The sequence below is a fragment of the Paroceanicella profunda genome (genome assembly GCF_005887635.2).
GTDB lineage: Bacteria > Pseudomonadota > Alphaproteobacteria > Rhodobacterales > Rhodobacteraceae > Paroceanicella > Paroceanicella profunda.
The window spans coordinates 170075-193891 of record NZ_CP040818.1 but is presented as its reverse complement, the minus strand read 5'-3'; the positions used below and the strand labels follow the sequence as shown (position 1 = coordinate 193891).

Here is a 23817-nt window from a genome sequence, read left to right as displayed (position 1 = left end):
TGTGTCCCCCGGCCCGGGCGCGCCACCGGTTGGCGCCGGGGCGGTGATGGGGGGGCGGCCAAGGATGCGAAAGCAGATTACACACGCAAAGGATGTTCCCGGCACCTTTCCGGACCAGTTCCGGACACCGGATTTCACATGTCCGACAGAGCGATGGCTCCCTCCCCGTTCTGGTTCGCGCTGTCGAGACGCTCAACCAAAGGGTTATAACGCACGGGGCCCGCATTACAAATCCGTGAGGAAGCTTAACAGAATTGCGGCAGTTTTCGGCCCGCTAAATGCCGGGAGGGTGGTCATCCTGGCCGGAGAATGGCATTCGTGCTACGGTGTGAGCGGAGAGAAGTGCACGCAGAGGTTGCGGTGCGGGCGTCAGAGTGCCGAGAGGCTGCCCGCCGACATGTGGCGCTTGCCCGCGAAGCCGGGGAGGCGCCGCACGGCGAATCCGGCGGTGGCGAGCGCGCGGCGCACATGGCCGGCCGCGGAGTAGGTGGCGAAGGTGCCCCCGGGCCGGGTGTGCCGGGCCACCTGCACGAGCAGCTCCGGGCTCCAGAGTTCCGGGTTGCGCGCCGGGCTGAACCCGTCGAGGAACCAGGCGTCCGCCGCGCCGGTCCAGCCGCGCAGGGTCTCGCGCGCGTCGCCCGGCACCACCTCCAGCCGGGCGCCGGAGAGCTGCATCACCCCGCCGTCCGGGTGCCAGGCGGAGAGGAACGCGTCTGCCAGCGGCGCGAGTTCGGGCCAGTGCCCCAGCGCCCGCCGCATGTCCGCGCCGGAGAGAGGCCAGGCCTCGAAGCTGGTGAAGTGCAGCGGCGTGCGGTGCCCCGCCGTGAGCCAGGCCGCCCAGGCGACGAGGAAGGAGAGCCCGGTGCCGAAGCCCAGTTCGGCGATGGCAAAGCCCGGGGCGAACCGCTCCGGCAGCCGGTTCCCGGCCAGGAACACGTGCCGCGCCTCCGCCACCCCGTCCGCGACGGAGAAATACGGGTCCCCGAAGCGGGTGGAAACCGGGGTGCCGTTGTCCAGCCAGTCGAGGGTCTTTTGCATCTCGTCCTTCCCTGCCATACCCCGCAGGGCAGCGCCGCTGCGGGCCTTGGGCCAGATGTGAGTGTCGCAAGGGGCCTCCGGCCCGATCCTGATCCACTACGGGCCCCTGGCCAAGGTCGTTCAACCACGGGCCCCCGGCCCGATCCGGCGTCAGAACGGGCCCCCCGCCCGGTGTCGGTACGGGCTCCTGACCCGGTGTCGGTACGGGTCTCCAGCCCGATATCAGGACGGGCCTCCGGCCTGGTATCAGAACAGGCCTCCGGCCTGATGTTAGCCATGTTTGGCCCCGTTGTGCGAGGGGGCGGTGCGAAGCGGAAGGGCAGGCAATGGAAGACGTGGTGATCGTCGGCGCCGGGGTATTCGGGCTGTGGACTGCCGTCGCCGCGCTGGCGCGCGGGCGTGACGTGCTGCTGCTGGAGCGTGCCGGCCCCGGCGCCGGGGCCAGCGGCGGGGTGATCGGCGCGCTGGCGCCCCACGTGCCGGAGCGCTGGAACGCGAAGAAGCAGTTCCAGTTCGAGGCGCTGCTGGCGCTGGGCCCGTCCCTGGCCGCGCTGGAGGCGGAGGCGGGCGGCAGCGCGGGCTACGGCCGCATCGGCCGGCTGCAGCCGCTGCTCACGCCCGAGGCCCGGGCCATCGCCACCCGCCGTGCCGGGGCCGCGGTGTCGCAATGGGGCGCACGCGCCCGGATGGAGATCCTGCCCCCCGATGCCTGGCCCGGATGGATGGACCCCGCTGCCGCGCCCGAGGGCATGGTGTTCGACACGCTCACCGCGCGGCTGGACCCGGCCGCCACCTGCGCGCTGCTTGCCCGGGTGGTGGCGGCGCGGGGCGGGCGGCTGGCCCGTGCCGAGGTGCGCGGCATCGCGCCGGGGCGGGTTGAGACCGCGGAGGGCGTCATCGCGGCGCGGCGCATCGTGGTGGCCGCCGGGGTGGAGAGCTTCGCGTTGATGGCGCCGTTGCTCGGCCGGCTCACCGGGCAGGCGGTGAAGGGGCAGGCGCTGGTGCTGGACGGGCCGGCCCCACGCAGCCCGCTTCTTTACGGCGACGGCACCTATGTGCTGCCCCACGCCACCGGCGGCATCGCCATCGGGGCCACGAGCGAACGGGTGTTCGAGGTGCCGCTGGGCACCGACGCGCTGCTGGAGGCCACGCTGGCGCGGGCCCGGCGGCTGTGCCCGGCCATCCGCGATCTTCCGGTGCGGGCGCGCTGGGCCGGGCTGCGGCCGCGCGCGCTGGGGCGTGACCCGATGCTGGGCCCGCTTCCGGGCGCGGAGACGGTGCTCGCGGCCACCGGCGGCTTCAAGATCAGCTTCGGAATCGGCCAGGCCGTGGGCGCGGCCGTGGCGGCGATGTTGGACGGGGAACCCCCCGCGCTGCCCAAGGGCTTCGCCGTGGCCGCACACCTGGCAGCGGATTGACGCGAAATTTCCCATAATCAGGTAGAATCGACAAGGAACGACAGATTATGCATACTCCCTCGAAACGGCGGGTTGTCTCCCGCCGCAGAAACGAGAGGGATCCCATGCTGCGCACCACTGTCACCGCCGCCCTGCCGATGGCCTTTGTCGCCGGCCTCGCCTTCGGCGCGCCGGCCTTCGCCGACGAGCCGTTCATCACCGTGCAATCCACCACGTCCACGCAGAATTCCGGTCTCTACGACTATCTGCTGCCGATCTTCACCGACAAGACCGGCATCGAGGTGCGCGTGGTGGCCGTGGGCACCGGCCAGGCGATCAAGAACGCGATGAACTGCGACGGGGACGTGCTGTTCGTTCACGCGAAGCCGGCGGAGGAGAAATTCGTCGCCGATGGCTACGGGGTGAAGCGCACGGACGTGATGTACAATGATTTCGTCATCGTCGGCCCGGCGTCGGACCCGGCGGGGGTGAAGGGATCGTCGGACGTGGTGGCCGCGCTGGAGAAGATCGCCGCCTCCGGGGCGCCCTTCGCCTCGCGCGGGGATGACAGCGGCACGAACAAGGCCGAGCTGGCGCTGTGGAAGCAGACCGACGTGGACCCCGCCGCCGCCTCCGGGGGCTGGTACCGCGAGACCGGCTCGGGCATGGGCGCCACGCTCAACACCGCCGTGGGCATGAACGCCTACACGCTCACCGACCGCGCCACCTGGATCAGCTTCGAGAACAAGGGGGATTTCGAGGTGCTGGTGCAGGGCGACGAGAAGATGTTCAACCAGTACGGCATCATGGCGGTGAACCCGGAGAAATGCCCCTCGGTGAAGGTGGACGCGGGCCAGACCTTCGTGGACTGGGTGCTTTCGCCCGAGGGCCAGCAGACCATCGCCGGCTACAAGGTGAACGGCCAGGAACTGTTCTTCCCCAACGCTCCGAAGAGCTGAGGCGGAAGCGGGCCCGGACACAGCCCTGTCCCTGTCCGGGCCCGATCAAGACGGCCCGCCCCGGTGTTCCCGGGGCGGGCCGTTCGCGTCTCCGGAGGGGGGCGCCGCCCCGGGTGGGGCGACGCCGGGCGGCACCCTGGCGGCAGAACGGTGTGGCGTGACCTGCGGGCGTGCGGTGCGTCCACGGCGGGGGAGTGGCGCGGCAGGGTGCGTGCGCGGTCCGGCCCGGCAGCAGGGTTTGGGACCTGATTCAGCGAAGCGTGGCGTGTACCGGTGGCAGGGCGCGGCGCGTCCCGGGCCTGCGCGATGCTGGTCTCTCCGGCGGTCGAGGCCGGATGCGCCGCCGGGGCCGCGTGGGGGCATGACGTCCGGTTGACGCGGCCACGCCGCCGGGGACGGGGCGTGACCGCCGCGCCGGGGGAGGCGCCGCGCGGCCGCTGACTGACGTTGAGCAACGCCGCGCGGCGCGGGTCAGTCGCGCCAGATCGGGTTCGTCCAGGCGCGGCGGCCGGCCGCGTCGATCACCGTCACGCGCAGCCAGGGGCTGGCGGAGACCCGGCCCAGCGGCACCCGGACGCGGGTCATCGAGGCGCCGTGGCGTGTGGCGGTGCCCGCGCCGCGCCCCTGCACGATCACCACCGAGGCGGCGGAGCAGGCGACCTCCACCTCCTCGCCCTCCAGCGAGAGATCGGTGATCTCCGGCCCGGTGCTGGCGTAGTAGGCGCCGGCCTTCAGCGCGGCGAGCAGCGCCTCGGGGGTGTTCTCCTCCGCCTTCACCATGGTCCAGCCGCCGAAATGGTCCGCCACGTGGAAATGCGCGTCATCCGTGGCCACGACGCCGAGGCGGCGGCCCTCGGTGAGCAGCAGGTCCAGCGTGTGCAGCCCGTCGCCCCGGTCGCATTCCACCGCGCAGCCGTGGTTGTAGACCTCCACCGCATGGGCGGCCTCCAGCGAGCGGGCATCCGCCTCGGTGAGGCCGGACCAGTGCGGGTGCGCGATGGCGACGAAGGCCCCGGCCGCGCGGGCCCGCGCCGCCAGTTCGGGCCCGGTCTCCTGGTCCGGCACGGGCGCGAAGGAGGGGGAGTTGGAGGGCGCGAAATCCTCCGGCAGGCCGACAGCCAGGATGTGCCACAGCTCCCCGTTCGCGAGCGCGCCGGAGTGCAGCTCCGCGCCGGGGATCGTGGTGAAGCGGTTGGTGCGGAACTCTTCGGTGGGCGTGATCGGATAGCCGAAGGGCCCGACGAAATGGTCGGTCAGGCTGATGAAATCATAGCCCTCCGCGGCGTAGCGCGCACAGACCTCGCCGGGCGGCAGCGCGCCGTCGGACCGGTTGGAATGGGTGTGCAGGTTGCCGCGCCAGAACCGGCCCGGGGCGGCGAAGGCGATGGGTCGCATGATCGCTCCTTGGATGTGCAGGCCCCAAGGCGTGCCGCAAGCCGGCGCCGGGTGCAAGCCCGCGTGTGGCCCGCGCCGCTTTTCCAGCCAGTGGGGCGGGCATCTGCCCAAAGCGCGTGCGCGGAAGGGCAAAGCGCCGCGTCCCGCTGCGGCGCCCTTGTGCAGCAGGGCCGGCTCTGCTTGAGTTTCGGTACGGGCCCGCGCAGGCGGCCCGATGAAATAAGAACCGGGTCCGACAGGGAAGACCGACATGAAACAGATCCTCAGCCTGGCAGCCGCCGCGATGCTGGCCGCCGGCGGTGCACTGGCCGACACCGCGATCAGCTTTTCCAACGACTGGAAATGGGAGGGCCCCTCCGCGCCGCTGCTGCTGGCGCTCGACAAGGGCTATTACGCCGACGAGGGCCTGGACGTGACGATGGACACCGGCAACGGCTCGCTGGAGGCGATCCCGCGCGTGGCCTCGGGCACCTATCAGCTCGGCGCCTCGGACATCAATTCGCTGATCAAGTTCCGTGACCAGAACCCGGACCTGAAGGTCACCGCGATCTTCATGATCTACAACAAGCCGCCCTTTGCCATCGTGGGCCGCAAGTCCCTCGGGGTGAGCGCGCCGAAGGACCTGGAGGGCAGGATCCTCGGCGCGCCCGCGCCCGACGGCGCCTATGCCCAGTGGAAGGCCTTCGTGAAGGCCAACGGCATCGACGCCTCGAAGGTGACCATCGAGAACGTCGGCTTCCCGGTGCGCGAGCCGATGCTGGCCCAGGGCAAGGTGGACGCGATCACCGGCTTCTCCTTCTCCTCCTTCATCAACCTCAAGGCCAACGGCGTGCCGGAGGACGACATCTCCACGATCCTGATGGCCGACCACGGGCTGGACCTCTACGGCAACGTGATCCTGGTGAACCCGGAGTTCGCGGCCCGGAACCCCGAGGCGGTGAAGGCCTTCCTGAAGGCCACCGTCAAGGGCTTCCAGGACACCTACACCGACCCGGAGGCGGCGGTGAAATTCGTGATGGCCCACAATGACGTGGCGCGCGAGCCGGTGGAGCTGGAGCGGCTGAAGATGGCGATGGACCAGAACATCTTCACCGACGAGGTGAAGGCGAACGGCATCGGCGGGGTGGACATGGCCCGGCTGGAGCGCTCGATCGACCAGATCGCCGACACCTACGACTTCACCACCCGCCCGACGGCCGCGGAGGTGTTCGACGCCTCCTTCCTGCCCGATCCCTCCGAGCGCGCCGTTCCCTGATGGGGTTCGTGGAGATCGAGGATGTCTCGCTGCGCTACCGGGCGCAGGGCGCGGAGGAGGGCACGCTGGCGGTCAGCGGGCTGTCCCTCTCGGTGGAGCAGGGGGAGTTCGTCGCCGTGGTCGGGCCCTCCGGCTGCGGGAAATCCTCGCTGATGCGGCTGGCGACCGGGCTGCACTTTCCCACCACGGGGAAGGTTTCGGTGGCCGGTGTGCCGGTCACGGGGCCGGTCTCCGTGGCCGGGATGGCCTTCCAGAACCCGGTGATGCTGCCCTGGCGGCTGACGCTGGACAACGTGCTGCTGCCGCTGGAGGTGGTGCAGCCGCACCGCGCGCGCCTGCGCCGCAACCGCGCCGAGTACCGCGCCCAGGCCGAGGCGCTGCTGGCCACGGTCGGGCTGGCGGGGCAGGGGGGCAAGTACCCCTGGCAGCTTTCGGGCGGCATGCAGCAGCGCGCCTCGCTGTGCCGCGCGCTGATCCATGATCCGGCGCTGGTGATGCTCGACGAGCCCTTCGGCGCGCTGGACGCCTTCACCCGCGAGGAGCTGTGGTGCGTGATGCGCGATCTGCACGCGCAGAAGCGCTTCACCGCCATCCTCGTCACGCATGACCTGCGCGAGGCGGTGTTCCTCGCCGACCGGATCTTCGTGATGTCGGCCCGGCCGGGGCGGGTGATCACGGTGCGCGACGTGCCGATGCCTCGCCCGCGCGACCTCTCGGTCACCTACACGCCGGAATTCTCAGAGATCGTGCACGAGCTGCGCGGCCATATCGCCGAGGCCCGGGCATGAGGCGCGTTCCGCCTCCGCCCGGCTCAGCCCCCCCGGCGCCCGGCCGCCCGGGCGCGGAGACCGCACGGGGCGCCGGGGCCTTCGCCGGGCGCGCGCGGCCCGAGGCCCCGGGGCAGGCCCGGGGCGACGGGGCGCAGGGGCCGGAAGCCGGTGCCGATCAACCGCGCTCCGCCGGCTTCCGCTCGCACAAGGGGGCCGTGCGCCCCGCTGCGCCGGAGGAGGCGCCGGCCCGGCCGCAGCCGCTCGCGCCGCACAACCGCTCGCGCCGGCCCGCTCGGCTCTGGGCCCATGGCGATGACGGGGAGGGCGGGGCATGACCGCGCGTATCGACTGGGTGAAGGCCGCCCCCTGGGTGTGCACCATCGGCTTCTTCGCGATCTGGGAGATCGCGGTGCGGGCGCTGGGCGTGCCCTACTACATCCTGCCCGCGCCCACGGCCGTGGCCTATGCGGCGGGGGAATTCGCCGGCGGGCTGTGGCGCAACTCGCTCCAGACACTGTGGACCACGGCGGCGGGCTTCGGCCTTGCCATCGGCTTCGGGCTGGCGCTGGGGCTGTTCATCGGCTGGGACCGGCGAATCTACGCCGGGCTCTACCCGCTGATGATCGGATTCAACTCCATCCCCAAGGTGGCGGTGGTGCCGATCCTGGTGCTGTGGTTCGGCACCGGCTGGGTGCCGGCCGTGCTCACCGCCTTCCTGATTTCCTTCTTCCCCATCGTGGTGAATGTGGCCACCGGCCTTGCCACCATCGAGCCGGAGATGGAGGATGTGTTGCGCGCCCTCGGCGCGAAGAAGCTCGACATCATGACCAAGGTGGGCATCCCGCGCTCGCTGCCCTACTTTTTCGGCTCGCTGAAGGTGGCGATCACGCTGGCCTTCATCGGCTCGGTTCTCTCCGAGACGGTTGCGGCAAATGCCGGTCTGGGGCACATGATGTTGACAGCGCAGGCGAATTTTGAAGTGCCCCTGGTCTTCGCCTGTCTCATCGCCCTCGCGGTGGAGGGTATCGGCATGTACGCGCTGATGGCCCTGCTGGAAAAACGCATGACCGGCTGGGCACAGAGATCCGGATTCAATCGCTGATGTCCATTTCACAGGCTTACGAAGATCATGACGGGCTCGGCCTTGCCGCGCTGGTCGCCGCGGGGCAGGTCACGCCCGACGAGCTGCTCGACGAGGCACTGGCGCGGGCCGAGGCGCTCAACCCCGCCCTCAACTGCCTCACCCAGCTCAGGCCGGAGACCGCGCGCCGCCACATCGGCGACGGGCTGCCGGAGGGCAGCTTCGCCGGCGTGCCCTTCCTGCTGAAGGATCTCGGCGCCGAGGCGGTGGACTTCCCGGCCCACAACGGCTCGCGCCTGCTGGCGGACACGGTCTATCCCGGTGACAGCGAGATCTACACGCGGTTGAAGGCCACGGGCCTGGTGACCTTCGGGCGCACCACCTCGCCCGAAGGGGGCGTGGGCCCGGTGACGGAGGCGGCCGTCTACGGCGCGCCGACGCGCAGCCCCTGGAGCCATGACCACACCTCCGGCGGCTCGTCGGGCGGCGCGGCGGCGGCGGTGGCCGCCGGCATCGTGCCGATGGCGCATGGCTCGGACGGCGGCGGCTCGGTGCGCATCCCCGCCTCCAACTGCGGGCTCTTCGGCTTCAAGGCCACCCGCGCGCGCCTGCCGGACGGGCCCTTCTCCGGCGAGGGCTGGGCCGGCATGGCCATGGACGGCTTCCTCACCCGCTCGGTGCGCGACACCGCGGCGCTGCTGGACGCCTGCTCGGGCCCCGACCTCGGCGCGCCCTACATGGCGCCGCCGCTGAAGGGCAGCTTCATGGATGCGCTCTCCCGCCCCTCCGGGCGGCTGCGCGTGGCGGTCTGCACCACCACGCTCACCGGTGAGCCCATCCACCCGGAGTGCGCCGCCGCCGTGGCCGAGACCGCGAAGCTGATGGAAACCCTCGGCCACCATGTGGAGGAGGCGCGCCCGCAGGCGAGCACGGAGCGCATGATGAAGGCCTGGACGGTGATCGTGGGCTGCGGCACGGCGCTGTGGATCCGCGAGGCGCTGGCCAAGCGCGGCCGCTCCCTGCGCGAGGACGACATCGAGCCGGTGGCGCGCGGCGCGCTGGCCTGGGCGGCGGACCTCACCGGGCCGGATTATCTGGCCGCGGTGGAGGCCGTTCATGATTACGGCCGCGAGATGGCGCAGTTCTTCGCCGTGCACGACGTGCTGCTCACCGCCACGCTGGCCGAGCCGCCGGCCGAGGTGGGCCGCTTCCGCCACAGCTCGGAAGATTTCGCCGCGTACCGGGGCGGGCCGCAGGGCGTCTTCCACTATTCGCCCTTCACCGCGGCGTTCAACGCCACGGGCCAGCCCGCCGCCTCGCTGCCGCTGCACTGGACGGAGGACGGCCTGCCGGTGGGGGTGCATCTCGCCGCGCCCTTCGGCGAGGACACGCTGCTGATGACGCTCTGCGCCGAGCTCGAGGCGGCACGGCCGTGGTTTCACCGCCGGCCCCCGGCCGCCAACCGCTACCAGCCCTGAGGGAGGAGGCACGGCCGCGCCCCCGGGAGCGGGGCGTTCGACGAGGGAAGACCAAGCCCGGGCGGCTCCCGCGCCCGGGCCCGGAACGAGGGTGACACATGCAGGCTCCAGCGCCGAACGACACGACCTCCCGGCTGCCGGCCATCGAGGCCCGCCGGGTGACGAAGATCTTCGGAGACGGGGACGAGGCCTTCCAGGCGCTCGACGCCGTCTCGCTGAACATCCGGGAGAACGAGTTCTTCACGCTGCTGGGGCCCTCGGGCTGCGGCAAGACCACGCTCCTGCGGCTGATCGCGGGGTTCGAGCAGCCCTCCGCCGGGCACATCCTGCTGGAGGGCAAGAACATCTCCAACCTGCCGCCCTACAAGCGGCCGGTGAACACGGTGTTCCAGTCCTACGCGCTGTTCCCGCACCTGAGCGTGGCGCAGAACATCGCCTTCGGGCTGCAGCGGCTGGGCAAGCCGAAGGCGGAGGTGGCCGGGACGGTGGACGCCATGCTGCGCCTGGTGAAGATGGAGCACCTGAAGGACCGGCGCACGGCGAACATCTCCGGCGGCCAGCAGCAGCGCGTGGCGCTGGCCCGCGCGCTGGCGCCGCGCCCGAAGGTGCTGCTGCTCGACGAGCCGCTCTCCGCGCTGGACCTCAAGCTGCGCAAGGAGATGCAGATCGAGCTGAAGCGCCTGCAGGGCGAGACCGGCATCACCTTCATCTTCGTCACCCATGACCAGGAGGAGGCCCTCACCATGTCCGACCGCATCGCGGTGATGTCGGAGGGCAGGGTGCTGCAGGTGGGCGGCCCGCGCGAGATCTACGACCGCCCGGCGAACCGCTTCGTGGCGAGCTTCATCGGCGACACCAATTTCCTGCCCGCGCAGGTGCTCTCCACCACCGGCCCGCGGCCGCGGCTCTCGGTCTGCGGGGTGGAGATGTCCACCGCGCTGCCCGAGGGGGTAACGGGCCCCGCCCTCACCATGGCGCTGCGCCCCGAGCAGCTGCGGCTGGAGGCGCCGGGCGCCGCCGGCGCGCTGCAGGGCGTGCTGAAGGACACGGTCTATTTCGGCACCGACACGCATTTCCACATCGCGCTCACCGACGGCACGCCGCTGATCGCCCGGGTGCAGAACGCCCGCACGGCGGAGCACGCCTTCCGCGTGGGCGAGCCGGTCGGCGCCCGCCCGCAGGCCGACGCGCTCCAGGCGCTGCGCGACTGATGGCGCGCCCCGCTCTCCGCACCCGCTCACCGGAGGAGCAGGCCGCGCGGCGCGCCCGCATCCGGGCGAGCTGGCTGCTCTCCGCGCCCGCGCTCATCCTGCTCACCTTCGCTGCCTTCGGGCCGCTGCTGATCGTGCTGGCCTATTCCTTCGTCGCGCCGGGGGAGTATTCCGGCGTGGTGTGGAAGGTGACGGGCGAGGGCTGGTTCGAGGTGCTCTTCAGCCGCGACATCTTCGATGACACGGTGAGCCTCGCGGAGGCGCACCTGTCGATCTTCTGGCGCTCGGTGTCGCTGTCGCTGCTCACCACGCTGATCACGCTGATCTTCGGCTTTCCCACGGCCTATTTCATCGCCACCCGGCCGGAGAAGCAGCGCCCGTTGTGGCTGTTCCTCATCACCATCCCGTTCTGGACCAACCTGCTGATCCGCACCTTCGCCATCATGGAGGTGATCCGCAACGAGGGCATCGTGAACACGGTGCTGCTGAACCTCGGGATCATCGACCAGCCGTTGCAGATGCTCTACACCTACGGCTCGGTGCTCATGGGCATGGCCTATGTCTACCTGCCGCTGATGGTGCTGCCGATCTACGCCTCCATGGAGCGGTTCGACTTCAGGCTGGTGGAGGCGGGATACGACCTTTACGCCTCGCGCTTCGACATCCTGCGCCTCATCGTGCTGCCCATCGTGAAACCGGGCATCGTGGCGGGCTCCATCCTCGTCTTCGTGCCCTCGCTGGGCGCCTATGTCACGCCGCGCGTGCTGGGCGGCGGCAACAACATGATGCTGGGCAACCTCATCGAGCTGCAGTTCGGCCAGGGCCGCAACTGGCCGCTGGGCGCCGCGCTCTCCATCACCCTGCTGATCATCGTGGCCGGGGCGCTCGTGTTCTACGTGCGCGCCGCAAACCGGGAGGACCCGCATGGCTGACCGCACGTTCGAGGTACGCCGCCTGCCGGGCATGGCGGCCATCGCCATCACCTGCTTCGTGATCCTCTATGCGCCCATCGTGACGCTGGTGGTCTACTCCTTCAACGCCGGCTCCTCGGTGGCGCTGTGGGAGGGGGTGTCGCTGCGCTGGTACCAGGCAGCCTGGGAGAACATCGCGGTGCAGGAGGCGGCGATCCGCTCGCTGGTGGTCGCGGCCTGTGCCGCGGGCATCGGCACCGTGCTCGCCACGCTGGCGGCGCTGGGCACCACCCGCACCGGGCCCTTCCCGGGGCGGATGACCATCTACACGCTGATCAACCAGCCGCTCATGGTGCCGGAGATCGTCACCGCCGTGGCGCTGCTGATCTTCTTCGCCATGATCAAGGTGGCCACCGGCTACACCGGGCTCGCCTATCTGATCGCGGCGCATGCGGCCTTCTGCGTGCCCTTCGCCTACCTGCCCATCCGGGCGCGGCTGGAGGGCATGGACCTGAGCCTGGAGCGCGCGGCGGCCGACCTCTACGCCACGCCCTTCGCCACCTTCCGCCACATCACCCTGCCGCTGATGGCGCCGGGCATCGTGGCGGGGGCGATGCTGGCCTTCGTGATCTCGCTCGATGACGTGGTGATCACCGAATTCGTGAAATCCGCCGGGCAGGACACGCTGCCCACCTACATGCTGGGGCAGCTGCGCCGCGCCATCTCCCCCGAAGTGAACGCCATCTCCACCGCGCTTCTGGCCCTCACGGTGCTGCTGCTCACGGCGTTCTTCTTCCTCAACCGCAAACGCAACTGAACACGGGTAAACCAACAGGGAGTCTTCCGATGAAAACCACCACCCGCGCCACGCTGCTCACGGCCACGCTGCTGGCCAGTGCCGGCATCGCCCATGCCGAGGGCGAACTGCAGATCTACAACTGGGGCAACTACACCAGCCCGGAGCTGATCGAGAAGTTCGAGAAGCAGTACGACATCGACGTCACCGTCACCGATTACGATTCCAACACCACCGCGCTCACCAAGATCGAGGCCGGCGGCCACGGGTTCGACATCGTGGTGCCCTCGGCCAACTACGTGCCGATCTTCGTGGAGAAGGGCCTGCTGATGGAGGCCCGCCCGGACGAGATGGAGAACTTCAAGAACGTGGCGCCGGAGTGGGTGGACGTGGCCTGGGACCCGGGCCGCCACTACACCGTGCCCTGGCAGTGGGGCACCACCGGCGTTTCGGTGAACACCTCGGCCTACAGCGGCGACGTGAACACCTCCGCCATCTTCATGGACCCGCCGGAGGAACTGATCGGCAAGGTGAATGTGGTGCCGGAGATGAACGACGTGATGTCGATGGCCATCATGTACGCCGGCGGCAAGGCCTGCACCGAGGACAAGGAACTGCTGAAGAAGGTGCGTGACCTGCTGGTGGCCGCGAAGCCCAAGTGGATGTCGATGGACTACGGCATGACCGACAAGATGGCCGCCAATGACGTGATGGCCAGCGTGAACTGGTCCGGCTCCTCGTTCCGCATCCGCAAGAACAACCCGGACGTGGTCTACGGCTATCCGAAGGAAGGCTACCCGATCTGGATGGATTCCGTGGCCATCCTGACGGACGCGAAGAACGTCGAGAACGCGAAGCTGTTCATGAACTTCATCATGGAGCCGGAGAACGCCGCGATGATCTCCGCCTTCGCCGGCTACGCGAACGGCATCACCGGCTCCGAGGAGTTCATGCCCGAGGACATGAAGACCGCGCCGGAAGTGAACGTGCCCGAGGAGTTCAAGGCCGCCGGCACCTTCCTGCCGACCTGCCCCTCCACCGCGCAGAAGTTCTACACCGCGATCTGGACCGAACTGCAGAAATGACCGTCCGGGCCGCCGCGCGAGGGTGCGGCGGCCCGCTTTCCCAGGCTCTCTCCCGGTGCCCGGTGACGGCGCGTGCTCTTGGCGCGGCCCGCTCGGAGCACTAGATCGACCGGGCTGCCTCCCCGCGGGCGGCACGGAAATGGAGAGAGAGATGAAGGTTCTATACACCACGCGCGCAACGGCCACGGGTGGCCGCACCGGGCAGGCGAGATCCGGGGACGGCGCCCTGGACGTGACGCTCGCCATGCCGGCGGAACTGGGCGGCGACGGTGCAAGCGGGACCAATCCGGAGCAGCTCTTCGCTGCCGGCTATGCGGCCTGTTTCCTCAGCGCGCTGAAGAACGTGGCCTCCAAGGCCAAGGTGAAGCTGCCCGACACCACCACCGTGACCGCCACCGTGGGCATCGGTCCGCGTGACGAGGGCCCGGGCTTCGGGCTGGAGGTGTCGCTGGGCATCGACATTCCCGGGATGAACAAGGACCAAGCCGAGGACCTGGTGGAGGAGGCGCATGCCGTGTGCCCCTACAGCTACGCCCTGCTGAACGAGACGCCGGTGCGGCTGAACGTTCTCTGAGCCGCCGCCACACCCCCCTTTCCCGCCGCGCCTGCGTGCCTGCCCCTCCCCGGGCGCAGGCTGCCGGCTGTCCGGGGGAAGGGGGCCGCCCGATCCCCCGGCACGGGCCCGTTCCGGCGCCGGGCGGGGCGGCACTGGCAGCCGCCCTCCCGCGCCGCGCGGTTCCCCCGGGGGTTGGGCTTGCCCCTGCCGGGCCGATGGGCCAGTGTGTCGCCCGACCCGGGACCGGCCCAGCCCGGCACCCCGTGAAACCCCGCCCGGCCCGGATGCAGAGCCGGACGCTGACCCCGATCGATACGGAGAAGACCGCATGCCCCCAAACCCGCTTTTCGACCTCACCGGCAAGCGTGCCCTCGTCACCGGATCGAGCCAGGGGATCGGCCTCGCGCTGGCGCGCGGGCTTGCCGACGCGGGGGCGACCCCGATCCTGAACGGCCGTGACGCGGCGAAGCTCTCCGCCGCCGCCGCCACGATTCCCGGCGCGCTGACCCTCGCCTTCGACGTGACCGACCATGCCGCCGTGCGCGCCGCGGTGGACGGGTTCGAGGCCGGAACCGGCCCGATCGACATCCTGGTGAACAACGCCGGCATCCAGATCCGCGGCCCGCTGGAGGAGTTCTCCTCCGCCGATTTCGAGCGGCTGCTGAGCGCGAACATCTCCTCGGTGTTCAACGCCGGCCAGGCCTGCGCGCGCCACATGATCGGCCGCGGCGCCGGCAAGATCATCAACATCGCCTCGGTGCAGACCGCCCTCGCGCGGCCCTCCATCGCGCCCTACACCGCCACCAAGGGCGCGGTGGGCAACCTCACCAAGGGCATGGCGACGGACTGGGCCCGGCACGGGCTGCAGGTCAACGCCATCGCCCCGGGCTACTTCGCCACGCCGCTGAACCAGGCGCTGGTCGACGACCCGGAGTTCACCGCCTGGCTGGGCAAGCGCACCCCGGCGGGGCGCTGGGGCGAGGTGGAGGAACTGCAGGCCGCCTGCGTGTTCCTCGCCGGCCCCGGTTCGTCCTTCGTGAACGGGCACACGCTGTTTGTGGACGGGGGTATCAGTGTCTCACTTTGAACCGAAACGGCTGGTGATCGTGATGGGTGTCTCCGGCTGCGGCAAGTCCACGGCCGGGGAGAACCTGGCCGAGCACCTGGGCGGCGTCTTCCTTGACGGCGACGATTTCCACCCGGAGGCCAATGTCGAGAAGATGGCGCATGGCATCCCGCTCACCGACGAGGACCGCTGGCCCTGGCTCGACATTCTCGGCAACGAGATGGCCAGCCGCGAGGGCCCGGTGATCGTGGCCTGCTCCGCGCTGCGCCGGGTCTACCGAGACCGGCTGCGCAGCGCGGCGGGCGAGCCGATGTGCTTCGTGCACCTCACCGCCTCCAAGGAGGTGATCTTCTCGCGCGTCGGGCACCGCAAGGGGCATTACATGCCGGCCTCGCTGGTCGAGAGCCAGTTCGCCACGCTCGAGGCGCCACAGGCGGACGAGAACGTGGTGACCATCGACACCGAGCCGCCGAAGGACGAGGTGCGCGCCACGCTGCTCGCCGCCTTCCCGCAGGGCTGACGCCTCAGCCCCCCGGCGTCCGCTCCTCCCCGGCCGCGGGCCACCGGGCGGGCGTCTCCGCCTCCGGCGTGACAGCCGCGGGCCTTCCGTCAGCCCTGCCTGCCTCCGGCGTTGCAGGGGCCCCGGCCTGCGCCGCGCCGGGCCCTCCGGGCGCCAGCCCGTGGGCCTTTCCGCCCGGCGTGACGCCTGCCTCCGGCTGGCGGGCGGGCAGGCCCGGATCCGCGATGCCGCCCTCCGGCCGCCGGGTGGACGGATCTGGATCCGGGGCGATGCCGCCCTCCGGCTGGCGGGCAGAGGGGCCTGGATCCGTCGCGATGCCTGTCCCCGGCTGGCGGGCGGGCAGATCCGGATCCGGGACGATACCGCCCTCCGGCCGCCGCCCGGCCCTGCCGGTCTCCGGCGCCGGGGGCAGGTGCGCCGTCGCCTCACAGGGCCCGGCGGCAGGCGTGTCCTCTTCCCACGGAACGGGCGTGTCCGCCGCGCCGGCCGGTGCCTGCCCCTCCGGCGGAAGGGGGTGCCCGGCAGCGGTGCCGGTGGAAGGCGCCCCGGGCCGGGCGGGTGCTGCCTGCGGCGTCGGCACCGGCAGCAGCTTCCAGCAGGCCAGGCCCAGCACGCCCAGCCACAGCGGCATCACCACGAAGTCGAGCAGCCCGAAGGACATCGGCGGCCATTGCCACAGGGTTAGGCCCAGCTGCGACTCCGCGCTTCCCACCACCAGCATCGCCATGACATTGTTGACGAAGTGAATGCCCATCGCCGCGCCCAGCGTGCCCGTGCGTGCGGTCACCAGGGCCAGCAGCAGCCCGAGCCCGCCGGTTCGGATCATCGCCATGAGTGCGGCGTCCGCCGGTACGGAGGGGGTGTAGTGCATCAGGCCGAACAGCACCGAGGGCAGCAGCGCCCAGCCCAGCGGGTTGCGCCAGCGCACGGCGAGTTGCTGGAGCAGGTAGCCCCTGAACACCAGCTCTTCGGAGGCGGTCTGCACCAGGAGCAGCAGCAGGACGGCCGCCGCCATGCCCGGGGACGCGCCGGGGCCCGCCTGCGGCGCGCCGATGGAGAGGAGGGCGATGCAGATGCCCGTCAGGGCGAAGGCCGCCATCACCGCCATGCCGCGCAGGTAGGCCGGAACCAGCGGCGCCGGCCCGAGCAGGGTGGAGGGGCCGCGCCGGTGGAACAGCCGCATCACGCCCCAGAGCACCGGCCAGGTGAGCAGGAACCCCGCCAGCAGGCACAGTTGCGCGAGCGGGCCCAGCCGCCCGCCGTCGCGGAGCTCCGCCCCGGTGAGCACGACGGCCAGCACCCCGCTCGCCGCGCTGCAGGCCAGGAGCCCGGCGGCAAGCAGACATGTGGCGCCAAGGCTGCGCCACGGGCCGGAGCGGGGCAGGGCGGGGCGGATGAACCCCTCAAGCCCGGGAAAGCGGCGCGCCTGGCGCGCGGAGACAGCAGTCATCGGCAGATCCGCAACAAGGTGGGGGCGCGCGCCCGGGGCCGGGGCGTTCGCAAGCGGTGGATGCCCGGTCCGGCGGAGGAGCCCCCGTCCGGCAGGTGCCCGGCAGGGTGCGGGGCGGGCGGTCGGTGCGCGGGGCCGGCCCTGTGCCCGGGGCTCCACTGTCGCGGCAGGGCCGGGCGCAGTCAAGTTGCCGTCAGCGGGGGAGCTTGCGGCTTGTGCTCGCTGGCCCGCTCGCATAGACCTGCCGCGACCGGTGCCGCCCGCAAGACGCTTGCGGGTCGGGCATGCGGACGGGATCCGGGGCGCGGCCGCGACCCCGGGGCAGGCCACGGAACGCCACGGGTGTCCGCGCGCCGGCCGGGCCGGCACTGGCCCGAGATCCCGACTGCGCGCGCCTCCCCGGCGGCCCGGCCATCCGCGAATGCCCTGACCCTATCGGGAGGAAATTGATGTTTGGCCGTACTCTGGCTCCGGGGATCCTGCTTGCCGCCGCTCTCGCCGCCTGCTCCCCGCCCGCCGTCTCGGTGGATTCCGGCATGCAGGTGCGGCGTGCCACGCGCAGCGAGGTTCTCGTGAGCGCCGACGGGCGTTCGGTGAGCATCGTGCCGCCGGAAGGGTACTGCGTGATGCGCGATTCGGTGCGCACCGGGGAGAAGGTCGTGTTCAGCCTGATGGGCGAGTGCACGCCCGACGCCAGCGCCGAGGACGCGGACGACCGGGCGCCGGCCGGGCTGCTCACCGCCTCGGTCTCCTATGCGCCGCTGTTCCACCCCACCGAGTCCCACGACGATTCGCTCGACGCGCTGGAGGAGTTCCTCGGCTCCGACCGCGGGTTGTCGCTGGTCGGGCGCGGCGGCGCGGCGGAGCGGCTGAAGATCCTCGAATCCTACCGCGAGAACGACGCGTTGCTGCTGCTGGTGGAGAACAGCGGCGAGCAGGTGATCCCGATCTCCGCGCCGCATTTCTGGCGCGCCTTCCTCGAACTGAACGACCGGATGGTGAGCGTGTCGGTGAGCACCTTCCGCGACCGCCCGGCCGAGGACCGCCAGATGCTCGCGCTGCTGCGCCGCTTCATCGCCGGGCTGCGCGAGGCGAACAAGCCGGAGCTGCTCGCAGGCGGCCTCGCCGTCGCCACGACTCAGGAAGCCCGGCCCGGGCCCGCCCCGGCCACGCCGCCCGCGGCCCCGGCCGACCCCGCGGACCGCTGACCGCCCCGGGGCCGGGCGCCGGCCCCCCGGCGCCGCGCGCCTCCCCGATCCGTGCCCTCCGGGGCACACGGTGGTGCGCATGGTCTCATGGCGAGAACGGCTCCGCGCCCCGCCGACACGGTATCCGGCCGGGGCCGCTGCCTCCCCGACGATCACGTTCGCACTGGCGCCACCGGCGGGTGAGGGCCCGCATCCGGATCGGCCCGGGGCCGGGCCGGAGAGGCTGCATCCGGATTGGCGCGGGGGGCCGGGCCCCCGCGGGTACCCCGCCCGTGCATGTCTTCCGGCCCACCGCCGCCTGCCGCGCCTGTCGGGGGCGCGGGGCGGTCAGCCCTCCGTCTCCCGGTCGATCACATGCGCGAAGGAGCCGGAGACGCTGCCGTTCACCAGCCCGGCGGGCCCGAGCGCCTGGCCCTCGGCATCCTCCGCGTCATAGAGGGCGGCGCCTTCGGCGCGCGTGGTGCTGGCGTAGTGGAACTCGTGGCCCAGCTGCGGGCCGGGGCGCGGAGCGCCGTCGCGGGGCAGCAGGCGGCGGTATCCCAGGTGCAGGCGCGGGCGGGCGAAGCTGGTCTCCAGCCGCAGCAGGCCGAGCATGGCGTGGCGTGCGCCGCCGGCATCCTCCAGCCCGTCGCCCAGCACCATGTAGCCGCCGCATTCGCCCTCGATCCGGGTGCCGGCGCGGGCGGCGCGGTGCAGCCCGTCGCGAAACCGGGCCGCGGCGGCCAGCCGGCCGGCGTGCAGCTCCGGATAGCCGCCGGGCAGGAAGATCGCGTCCGCCCCGGCGGCGGGGGCCTCGTCGGCCAGCGGCGAGAAGGGCAGGATCTCCGCCCCGGCGGCGTGCCAGTCCGCCAGCTGATGCGGGTAGGCGAAGGCGAAGGCCGCATCGCGCGCGAGCGCCACGCGCTGGCCGGGGGGCGGATGGCCACGCGGCGCCCGGCCGGGGAGGGCAGGGTGCAGCGGCCGGGCGGCGGCCAGCAGCGCGGGCAGGTCCAGCGCCGCGGACACCCGGTCCGCCGCGCGGTCGAGAAAGGCCTCCAGCGCCGGATGCTCCCCGGCCTGCACGAGGCCGAGGTGCCGCGAGGGCAGGTCCAGCTCGGTGAGACGCGGCACGGCGCCGAGCACCGGAACCCCGGTCTGCCCCAGCGCGCCGCGCAGCAGGCGCTCATGCCGGGCAGAGCCCACCCGGTTCAGCACCACCCCGGCCAGGGCGAGGCCCGGGCGGTGCCGGGCGAAGCCCTCCACCAGCGCTGCCACCGACTGTCCCTGCCGCGCGGCGTCGACCACCAGCAGCACCGGCAGGCCGAGCGCCTGCGCGAGATCGGCGGTGGAGCCGCGCCCCTCCGGCGGGGCGCCGTCGAACAGGCCCATCGCGCCCTCGACCACCAGGATCTCGCCACCCTGCCGCGCCGCGAGGGCGCGCAGCCGCGCCGGGCGCATCGCCCAGGCGTCCAGCGAGACGCAGGCCGCGCCGGTGGCGGCGGCGTGGAAGGCGGGGTCGATGTAGTCCGGCCCGCTCTTGGCCGAGCGCACGGCGCGGCCGGCCCGGGCCAGGGCGCGCAGCAGGCCCAGGGTGAGCGTGGTCTTGCCGCTGCCCGAGGCCGGGGCGGCGATGACCAGGCCGCGGGCCGGGCTCACGCCTGCTCGGCCGGGCGCCCGCGGCCGAGCGGATCGGTCGAGCGCGGCGCCTCGCCGGCCATCTGGCCCATCCAGTCCAGCGCCTGGCGCAGCAGCACCGCGCGGCCGATGCAGATGATCGCCGGCGGCACCACGCCCGCGGCTGCGGCATCGGCGGCGGCCCGCCCGAGGGTGGTCTCCAGCACCTCCTGGTCCGGCGACGTGGCGCGGGTGACGATGGCGACCGGCTCGTCCGCGGCGCGGCCGGCGGCGATGAACCGCGCGGCGATGGCCCCGAGGTGTTTCATCGCCATGTACATCACCACCACCTGGCTGCCGCGCGCGATGGCGTCCCAGTCCAGCGAGGTGGGGGCCTCGCCGCTCTGGTCATGGCCGGTGAGGAAGGTGACCGCCTGGTTCACGTCGCGGTGGGTGACGGGGATGCCGGCATAGGCCAGCCCGCCGATTCCCGCCGAGATCCCCGGCACGATGCGCACCGGCACGCCGTGCTGCACCAGGGTCTGCGCCTCCTCGCCGCCCCGGCCGAACACGAAGGGGTCCCCCCCCTTCAGCCGCAGCACCCGGCGCCCGGCGCGGGCCAGTTCCACCAGCGACAGAGAGATGTCGCGCTGTTTCGCGGAGGGTTTCCCACCGCGCTTCCCGGCGAAGATCAGCTCCGCTCCCGGGCCGGCCCAGTCCAGGATGCGCTCGTCGACCAGCGCGTCATAGACCACCACCTCCGCCTGGCGCAGGGCGTTGAGCGCATGGATGGTCATCAGGCCCGGATCGCCGGGTCCGGCGCCGACGAGCCACACCCAGCCGGGCAGCAGTTCGGGCCACTCCGCATTGCGCGGCAGGGAGATGGGGGATCTGTTCATACTGCCTTCATAGCTGCCAGTTTCGCACCGTGAAAGGCCCGTTGGCGCACCGCCGGGCTTGCGCCTATAGTCGCCGCCATGACACGCAAGCCGCAAGGGGAATTGCGCCGGGGCTGGACCACCGGCGCCTGCGCCACGGCCGCCACGCGGGCGGCCCTGGGCGCATTGCTGGGGCGCGGCTTCGCGAGCCCGGTCACCATCACCCTGCCGCGCGGCGAGACCCCGGCCTTCGCCCTGGCCGAGACCGCGGAGGGCCCAGGCTGGGCCGAGGCCGGCGTGGTGAAGGACGCGGGCGACGACCCGGACGTCACCCATGGCGCGCTGATCCGCGCCCGGCTGCGCTTCGGCCCGCCGGGCAGCGGCGTCACCTTCCGCGCCGGCGAGGGGGTGGGCAGGGTCACCCGCCCGGGCCTGCCCGTGGCGGTGGGCGAACCCGCGATCAACCCGGTCCCCCGCGGGATGATGACCGGCGTGGTGCTGGCCGATGCCCCGGGCCGCGACGTGGAGATCACCCTGTCCATTCCCGGCGGCGCGGCGCTGGCCGCGAAAACCTGGAACCCCCGGCTGGGGATCGTCGGCGGGCTTTCGGTGCTGGGCACCACCGGCATCGTGCGGCCCTTCTCCTGCGCCGCCTGGATCGCCTCCATCCACCGGGGCATCGACGTGGCGCGGGCGGCCGGGCTGGAGCATGTCGCGGGCTGCACCGGGGCGACTTCGGAGCGGGTGGTGCAGGGGCTGCACGGGCTGCCGGAGCACGCGATGCTCGACATGGGGGATTTCGCCGGCGGGCTGCTGAAATACCTCGCCCGGCACCCGGTGCCGCGGCTCACCATCGGCGGCGGCATCGGCAAGATGGCCAAGCTCGCGCAGGGCGCGGTGGACCTGCACTCGGGCCGCTCGCAGGTTGACATGGTGGCGCTGGGGCGGCTGGCCGGCCAGCCGCTCGAGGGGGCGAACACCGCGCTGGAGGCGCTGGAGCGCGTGGGCCCGGCGCTGGGCGAGGCCGTGGCCACCGCGGCCCGCGGGCGGGTGGAGGCTCTGCTGGGCGGCAGCGGCATCGTCGTGGACACGGTGGTGATCGACCGGGCCGGAACGGTGGTGGGCCGGGCATGAGCACGGCCGCGCGCCCCCCGGCCCGCGCCCCCGCGCCCGGGCCCGCCCGGTGAAGCTCCTGGTTCTGGCCGGCACGGCGGAGGCGCGGGGCTTCGCGGCGGCGGCGGTGACGGCGGGGCATGACGTGACGGTGTCGCTGGCCGGGCTCACGGCGCGGCCGGCGTCGCTGGCGGGGCGGCAGCGGGTGGGCGGGTTCGGCGGCGCGCAGGGGCTGGCGGCGCTGCTGGAGGCGGAGGGATTTCACGCGCTCGTCGATGCCACGCACCCGTTCGCCGCACGCATCTCCGCCCATGCGGTCCGCGCGGCGGAGCAGACCGGCCGGGCGCTTCTGCGGCTGGAGCGGCCGGGCTGGCCGCCGGAGCCGGGCTGGCTGCGGGTTCCCGATCTCGCCGCGGCGGCCGCGGCGCTGCCCGTGCGCGCCCGGGTGTTCCTGAGCACCGGGGCGCAGAGCCTCGCGGCCTTTGCCGGGCGGGCGGACTGCTGGTTCCTCGCCCGGGGCGCCGAGGACGGGCCGTTCCCGCTGGCGCAGGGCCTGCGGGTGACCGGCCGCCCGCCCTTCACTGCCGCGGCCGAGCGGCGGCTGATGGAGGCGCACCGCATCGGGCTGCTGGTGAGCCGGAATTCCGGCGGCGCGCGCGAGAAGCTCGATGCCGCCGCCGCGCTGGGGGTGACGGTGGTGATGGTCGACCGGCCGCCGCCGCCGGCGCCCGCAGCCGGGCGCGCACGGGTGGAGACGGTGGCGGAGGCCCTCGGCTGGCTGGCGGCTCAGTCGGCGAAATAGCCGGCCAGGATGCGGCCGTAGATGGACTTGAGCTGGCGGATCTGCGCGACCTCGGCATGTTCGTCGGTCTGGTGCATGCTCTGGCCGACGAGGCCGAACTCGGTCACTGGGCAATGGTCCTTGATGAAGCGGGCATCCGACGTGCCGCCGGAGGTGGAGAGCACCGGGCGCAGGCCGGTGACCTCTTCCGCCGCCGCGCCGATCAGGTCCGAGAGCAGGCCCGGCGGGGTGAGGAAGCTCTCGCCGGAGACCTCGATGCGCGCCTCGATCGCGATGCCGGTTTCCGCGGCGACCGCGGCGGCTTCCGCGCGCAGCCAGTCCGACAGGCTGGCGGAGCTGTGGGCGTCGTTGAAGCGGATGTTGACCGTGGCGCGGGAGCGGGCGGGAATGACGTTGGTCGCGGTGTTGCCGGTGTCGATGGTGGTGACGGCCAGGGTGGAGGCGTCGAAATGCTCCGTGCCGGTGTCGAGCCGGTGGCTGGCCAGCCGGTCGACCAGTTTCGCCAGCGCGGGCAGGGGGTTCTTCGCCCGGTGCGGGTAGGCGGAATGGCCCTGAACGCCGGTGGCGGTGAAGAAGCAGGTCATCGAGCCGCGCCGGCCGATCTTCATCATCTCGCCCATGCGCTCCGGGCAGGTGGGCTCGCCGACCAGGCAATGGGTCATGCGTTCGCCCTGCCCGGACATCCAGTCCAGCAGGGCGCGGGTGCCGTCGCGGCCCGGGCCTTCCTCGTCGCCGGTGATGGTGAGGATGACGGCGCCGTCCGGCGGTGTCTCGGCCACGAAATCCGCCGCGGCGGCCACGAAGGCGGCGACGCCGGATTTCATGTCGCAGGCGCCGCGACCCCAGACGCGGCCGTCCTTCTCCACCCCGCCGAACGGGTCCTCCGCCCAGTCCGCCGCGTTGCCGACCGGCACCACGTCCGTATGCCCGTTGAAGCCGAAGCTGCGCGGGTGGCCCGCCGCGCCCCAGCGCGCGAACAGGTTCGACACGCCGCCGCGGTCCACCCGGGTGCAGCTGAACCCGCTCCGGGTGAGCACCTCCTCCAGCAACACCAGCGCGCCGTCCTCCTCGGGCGTCACGGACGGGCAGCGGATGAGATCGGCGGTCAGGCGGACGGGATCGATGGGCATGGGGCCTCGGGCGGTGAAGATGCGGAACGGCTCCGTTCCTGCCCCGTTTCCGGGCAGGGCACAAGACCCGCCAGGCGCGCGCCCGGAGCGGGGACGCGCGCGGTACGGCACGGCGCGGCGCGGTA

General features: G+C 72.3%; 22 protein-coding genes. 16 read left to right on the top strand and 6 right to left on the bottom strand.

Features of this window, described 5'->3' with window-relative positions; genetic code table 11:
* Positions 1 to 369: 369 nt before the first annotated feature.
* Complete coding sequence (gene mnmC2 / locus FDP22_RS00810) at positions 370 to 1038, bottom strand: tRNA (5-methylaminomethyl-2-thiouridine)(34)-methyltransferase MnmC2 (protein ID WP_138577206.1); 669 nt, start codon at positions 1036 to 1038, stop codon at positions 370 to 372.
* Positions 1039 to 1364: 326 nt separating this feature from the next.
* On the opposite strand from mnmC2, the gene FDP22_RS00805 reads away from it, so the two are divergent.
* Together FDP22_RS00805 and FDP22_RS00800 are read left to right on the top strand one after the other, a co-directional pair.
* Positions 1365 to 2456 (top strand): NAD(P)/FAD-dependent oxidoreductase, encoded by a 1092-nt coding sequence (locus FDP22_RS00805; RefSeq protein WP_138577208.1) that lies wholly within the window; start codon positions 1365 to 1367, stop codon positions 2454 to 2456.
* Positions 2457 to 2593: 137 nt separating this feature from the next.
* Positions 2594 to 3394, top strand: a complete 801-nt coding sequence (locus tag FDP22_RS00800) for an ABC transporter substrate-binding protein (protein ID WP_430225899.1) — start codon at positions 2594 to 2596, stop codon at positions 3392 to 3394.
* 471 nt (positions 3395 to 3865) lie between these two features.
* Here the strand turns inward: FDP22_RS00800 and FDP22_RS00795 are convergent, their stop codons facing one another.
* Positions 3866 to 4789, bottom strand: coding sequence for a PHP domain-containing protein (locus FDP22_RS00795; RefSeq protein ID WP_138577212.1), 924 nt, complete (start codon positions 4787 to 4789; stop codon positions 3866 to 3868).
* Positions 4790 to 5039: 250 nt separating this feature from the next.
* Here FDP22_RS00795 and FDP22_RS00790 point away from each other — a divergent pair, with 250 nt between their 5' ends.
* The 11 genes from FDP22_RS00790 (at position 5040) to FDP22_RS00740 (ending at position 15518) form a co-directional block, all read left to right on the top strand.
* Positions 5040 to 6044, top strand: coding sequence for an ABC transporter substrate-binding protein (locus FDP22_RS00790; protein WP_138577214.1), 1005 nt, complete (start codon positions 5040 to 5042; stop codon positions 6042 to 6044).
* On the top strand, positions 6044 to 6832 hold the full coding sequence (locus tag FDP22_RS00785) for an ABC transporter ATP-binding protein (RefSeq protein WP_277884142.1): 789 nt from the start codon (positions 6044 to 6046) through the stop codon (positions 6830 to 6832). The genes FDP22_RS00790 and FDP22_RS00785 overlap by 1 nt, the downstream gene beginning before the upstream one ends.
* Positions 6833 to 7145: 313 nt before the next feature.
* A complete protein-coding gene (locus tag FDP22_RS00780; protein ID WP_138577218.1) occupies positions 7146 to 7916 on the top strand; it encodes an ABC transporter permease in 771 nt (256 codons plus the stop codon).
* Positions 7916 to 9373: an amidase gene (locus FDP22_RS00775; protein WP_138577220.1), complete on the top strand. Its 1458-nt coding sequence runs from the start codon at positions 7916 to 7918 to the stop codon at positions 9371 to 9373. Before FDP22_RS00780 ends, FDP22_RS00775 begins: the two co-directional genes overlap by 1 nt.
* A 98-nt stretch (positions 9374 to 9471) precedes the next feature.
* Positions 9472 to 10584, top strand: a complete 1113-nt coding sequence (locus FDP22_RS00770) for an ABC transporter ATP-binding protein (RefSeq protein WP_138577222.1) — start codon at positions 9472 to 9474, stop codon at positions 10582 to 10584.
* The gene (locus tag FDP22_RS00765; RefSeq protein ID WP_138577224.1) at positions 10584 to 11516 is read left to right on the top strand and encodes an ABC transporter permease; all 933 of its coding nucleotides are present in this window, start codon (positions 10584 to 10586) and stop codon (positions 11514 to 11516) included. The genes FDP22_RS00770 and FDP22_RS00765 overlap by 1 nt, the downstream gene beginning before the upstream one ends.
* Positions 11509 to 12312 (top strand): ABC transporter permease, encoded by an 804-nt coding sequence (locus tag FDP22_RS00760; protein WP_138577226.1) that lies wholly within the window; start codon positions 11509 to 11511, stop codon positions 12310 to 12312. Before FDP22_RS00765 ends, FDP22_RS00760 begins: the two co-directional genes overlap by 8 nt.
* A gap of 29 nt (positions 12313 to 12341) precedes the next feature.
* A complete protein-coding gene (locus FDP22_RS00755; RefSeq protein WP_138577228.1) occupies positions 12342 to 13376 on the top strand; it encodes an ABC transporter substrate-binding protein in 1035 nt (344 codons plus the stop codon).
* Between the two features lie 151 nt (positions 13377 to 13527).
* Entirely contained in the window at positions 13528 to 13950 is a 423-nt protein-coding gene (locus FDP22_RS00750; protein ID WP_138577230.1) for an organic hydroperoxide resistance protein, read from the top strand.
* Between the two features lie 310 nt (positions 13951 to 14260).
* Entirely contained in the window at positions 14261 to 15019 is a 759-nt protein-coding gene (locus tag FDP22_RS00745) for an SDR family oxidoreductase (protein ID WP_138577232.1), read from the top strand.
* The gene (locus FDP22_RS00740) at positions 15006 to 15518 is read left to right on the top strand and encodes a gluconokinase (RefSeq protein ID WP_239031831.1); all 513 of its coding nucleotides are present in this window, start codon (positions 15006 to 15008) and stop codon (positions 15516 to 15518) included. The genes FDP22_RS00745 and FDP22_RS00740 overlap by 14 nt, the downstream gene beginning before the upstream one ends.
* 4 nt (positions 15519 to 15522) lie before the next feature.
* Here FDP22_RS00740 and FDP22_RS00735 read toward each other — a convergent pair whose 3' ends face one another.
* Complete coding sequence (locus tag FDP22_RS00735) at positions 15523 to 16968, bottom strand: type II CAAX endopeptidase family protein (protein WP_170317534.1); 1446 nt, start codon at positions 16966 to 16968, stop codon at positions 15523 to 15525.
* A 449-nt stretch (positions 16969 to 17417) separates the two neighbouring features.
* Between FDP22_RS00735 and FDP22_RS00730 the strand changes: the two genes are divergently transcribed.
* Positions 17418 to 18176, top strand: coding sequence for a hypothetical protein (locus FDP22_RS00730; RefSeq protein WP_138577236.1), 759 nt, complete (start codon positions 17418 to 17420; stop codon positions 18174 to 18176).
* Between the two features lie 327 nt (positions 18177 to 18503).
* Here FDP22_RS00730 and FDP22_RS00725 read toward each other — a convergent pair whose 3' ends face one another.
* Together FDP22_RS00725 and cobA are read right to left on the bottom strand one after the other, a co-directional pair.
* Positions 18504 to 19811 (bottom strand): cobyrinic acid a,c-diamide synthase CobB, encoded by a 1308-nt coding sequence (locus FDP22_RS00725; protein ID WP_138577238.1) that lies wholly within the window; start codon positions 19809 to 19811, stop codon positions 18504 to 18506.
* On the bottom strand, positions 19808 to 20668 hold the full coding sequence (gene cobA, locus FDP22_RS00720) for a uroporphyrinogen-III C-methyltransferase (RefSeq protein WP_138577240.1): 861 nt from the start codon (positions 20666 to 20668) through the stop codon (positions 19808 to 19810). The genes FDP22_RS00725 and cobA overlap by 4 nt, the downstream gene beginning before the upstream one ends.
* A 78-nt stretch (positions 20669 to 20746) precedes the next feature.
* On the opposite strand from cobA, the gene FDP22_RS00715 reads away from it, so the two are divergent.
* The gene (locus FDP22_RS00715) at positions 20747 to 21781 is read left to right on the top strand and encodes a cobalt-precorrin-5B (C(1))-methyltransferase (protein ID WP_138577242.1); all 1035 of its coding nucleotides are present in this window, start codon (positions 20747 to 20749) and stop codon (positions 21779 to 21781) included.
* Positions 21782 to 21830: 49 nt separating this feature from the next.
* The gene (locus FDP22_RS00710; RefSeq protein WP_138577244.1) at positions 21831 to 22562 is read left to right on the top strand and encodes a cobalt-precorrin-6A reductase; all 732 of its coding nucleotides are present in this window, start codon (positions 21831 to 21833) and stop codon (positions 22560 to 22562) included.
* Here FDP22_RS00710 and dapE read toward each other — a convergent pair.
* Positions 22547 to 23692, bottom strand: a complete 1146-nt coding sequence (dapE, locus tag FDP22_RS00705) for a succinyl-diaminopimelate desuccinylase (protein ID WP_138577246.1) — start codon at positions 23690 to 23692, stop codon at positions 22547 to 22549. The genes FDP22_RS00710 and dapE overlap by 16 nt on opposite strands.
* Positions 23693 to 23817: the final 125 nt, after the last annotated feature.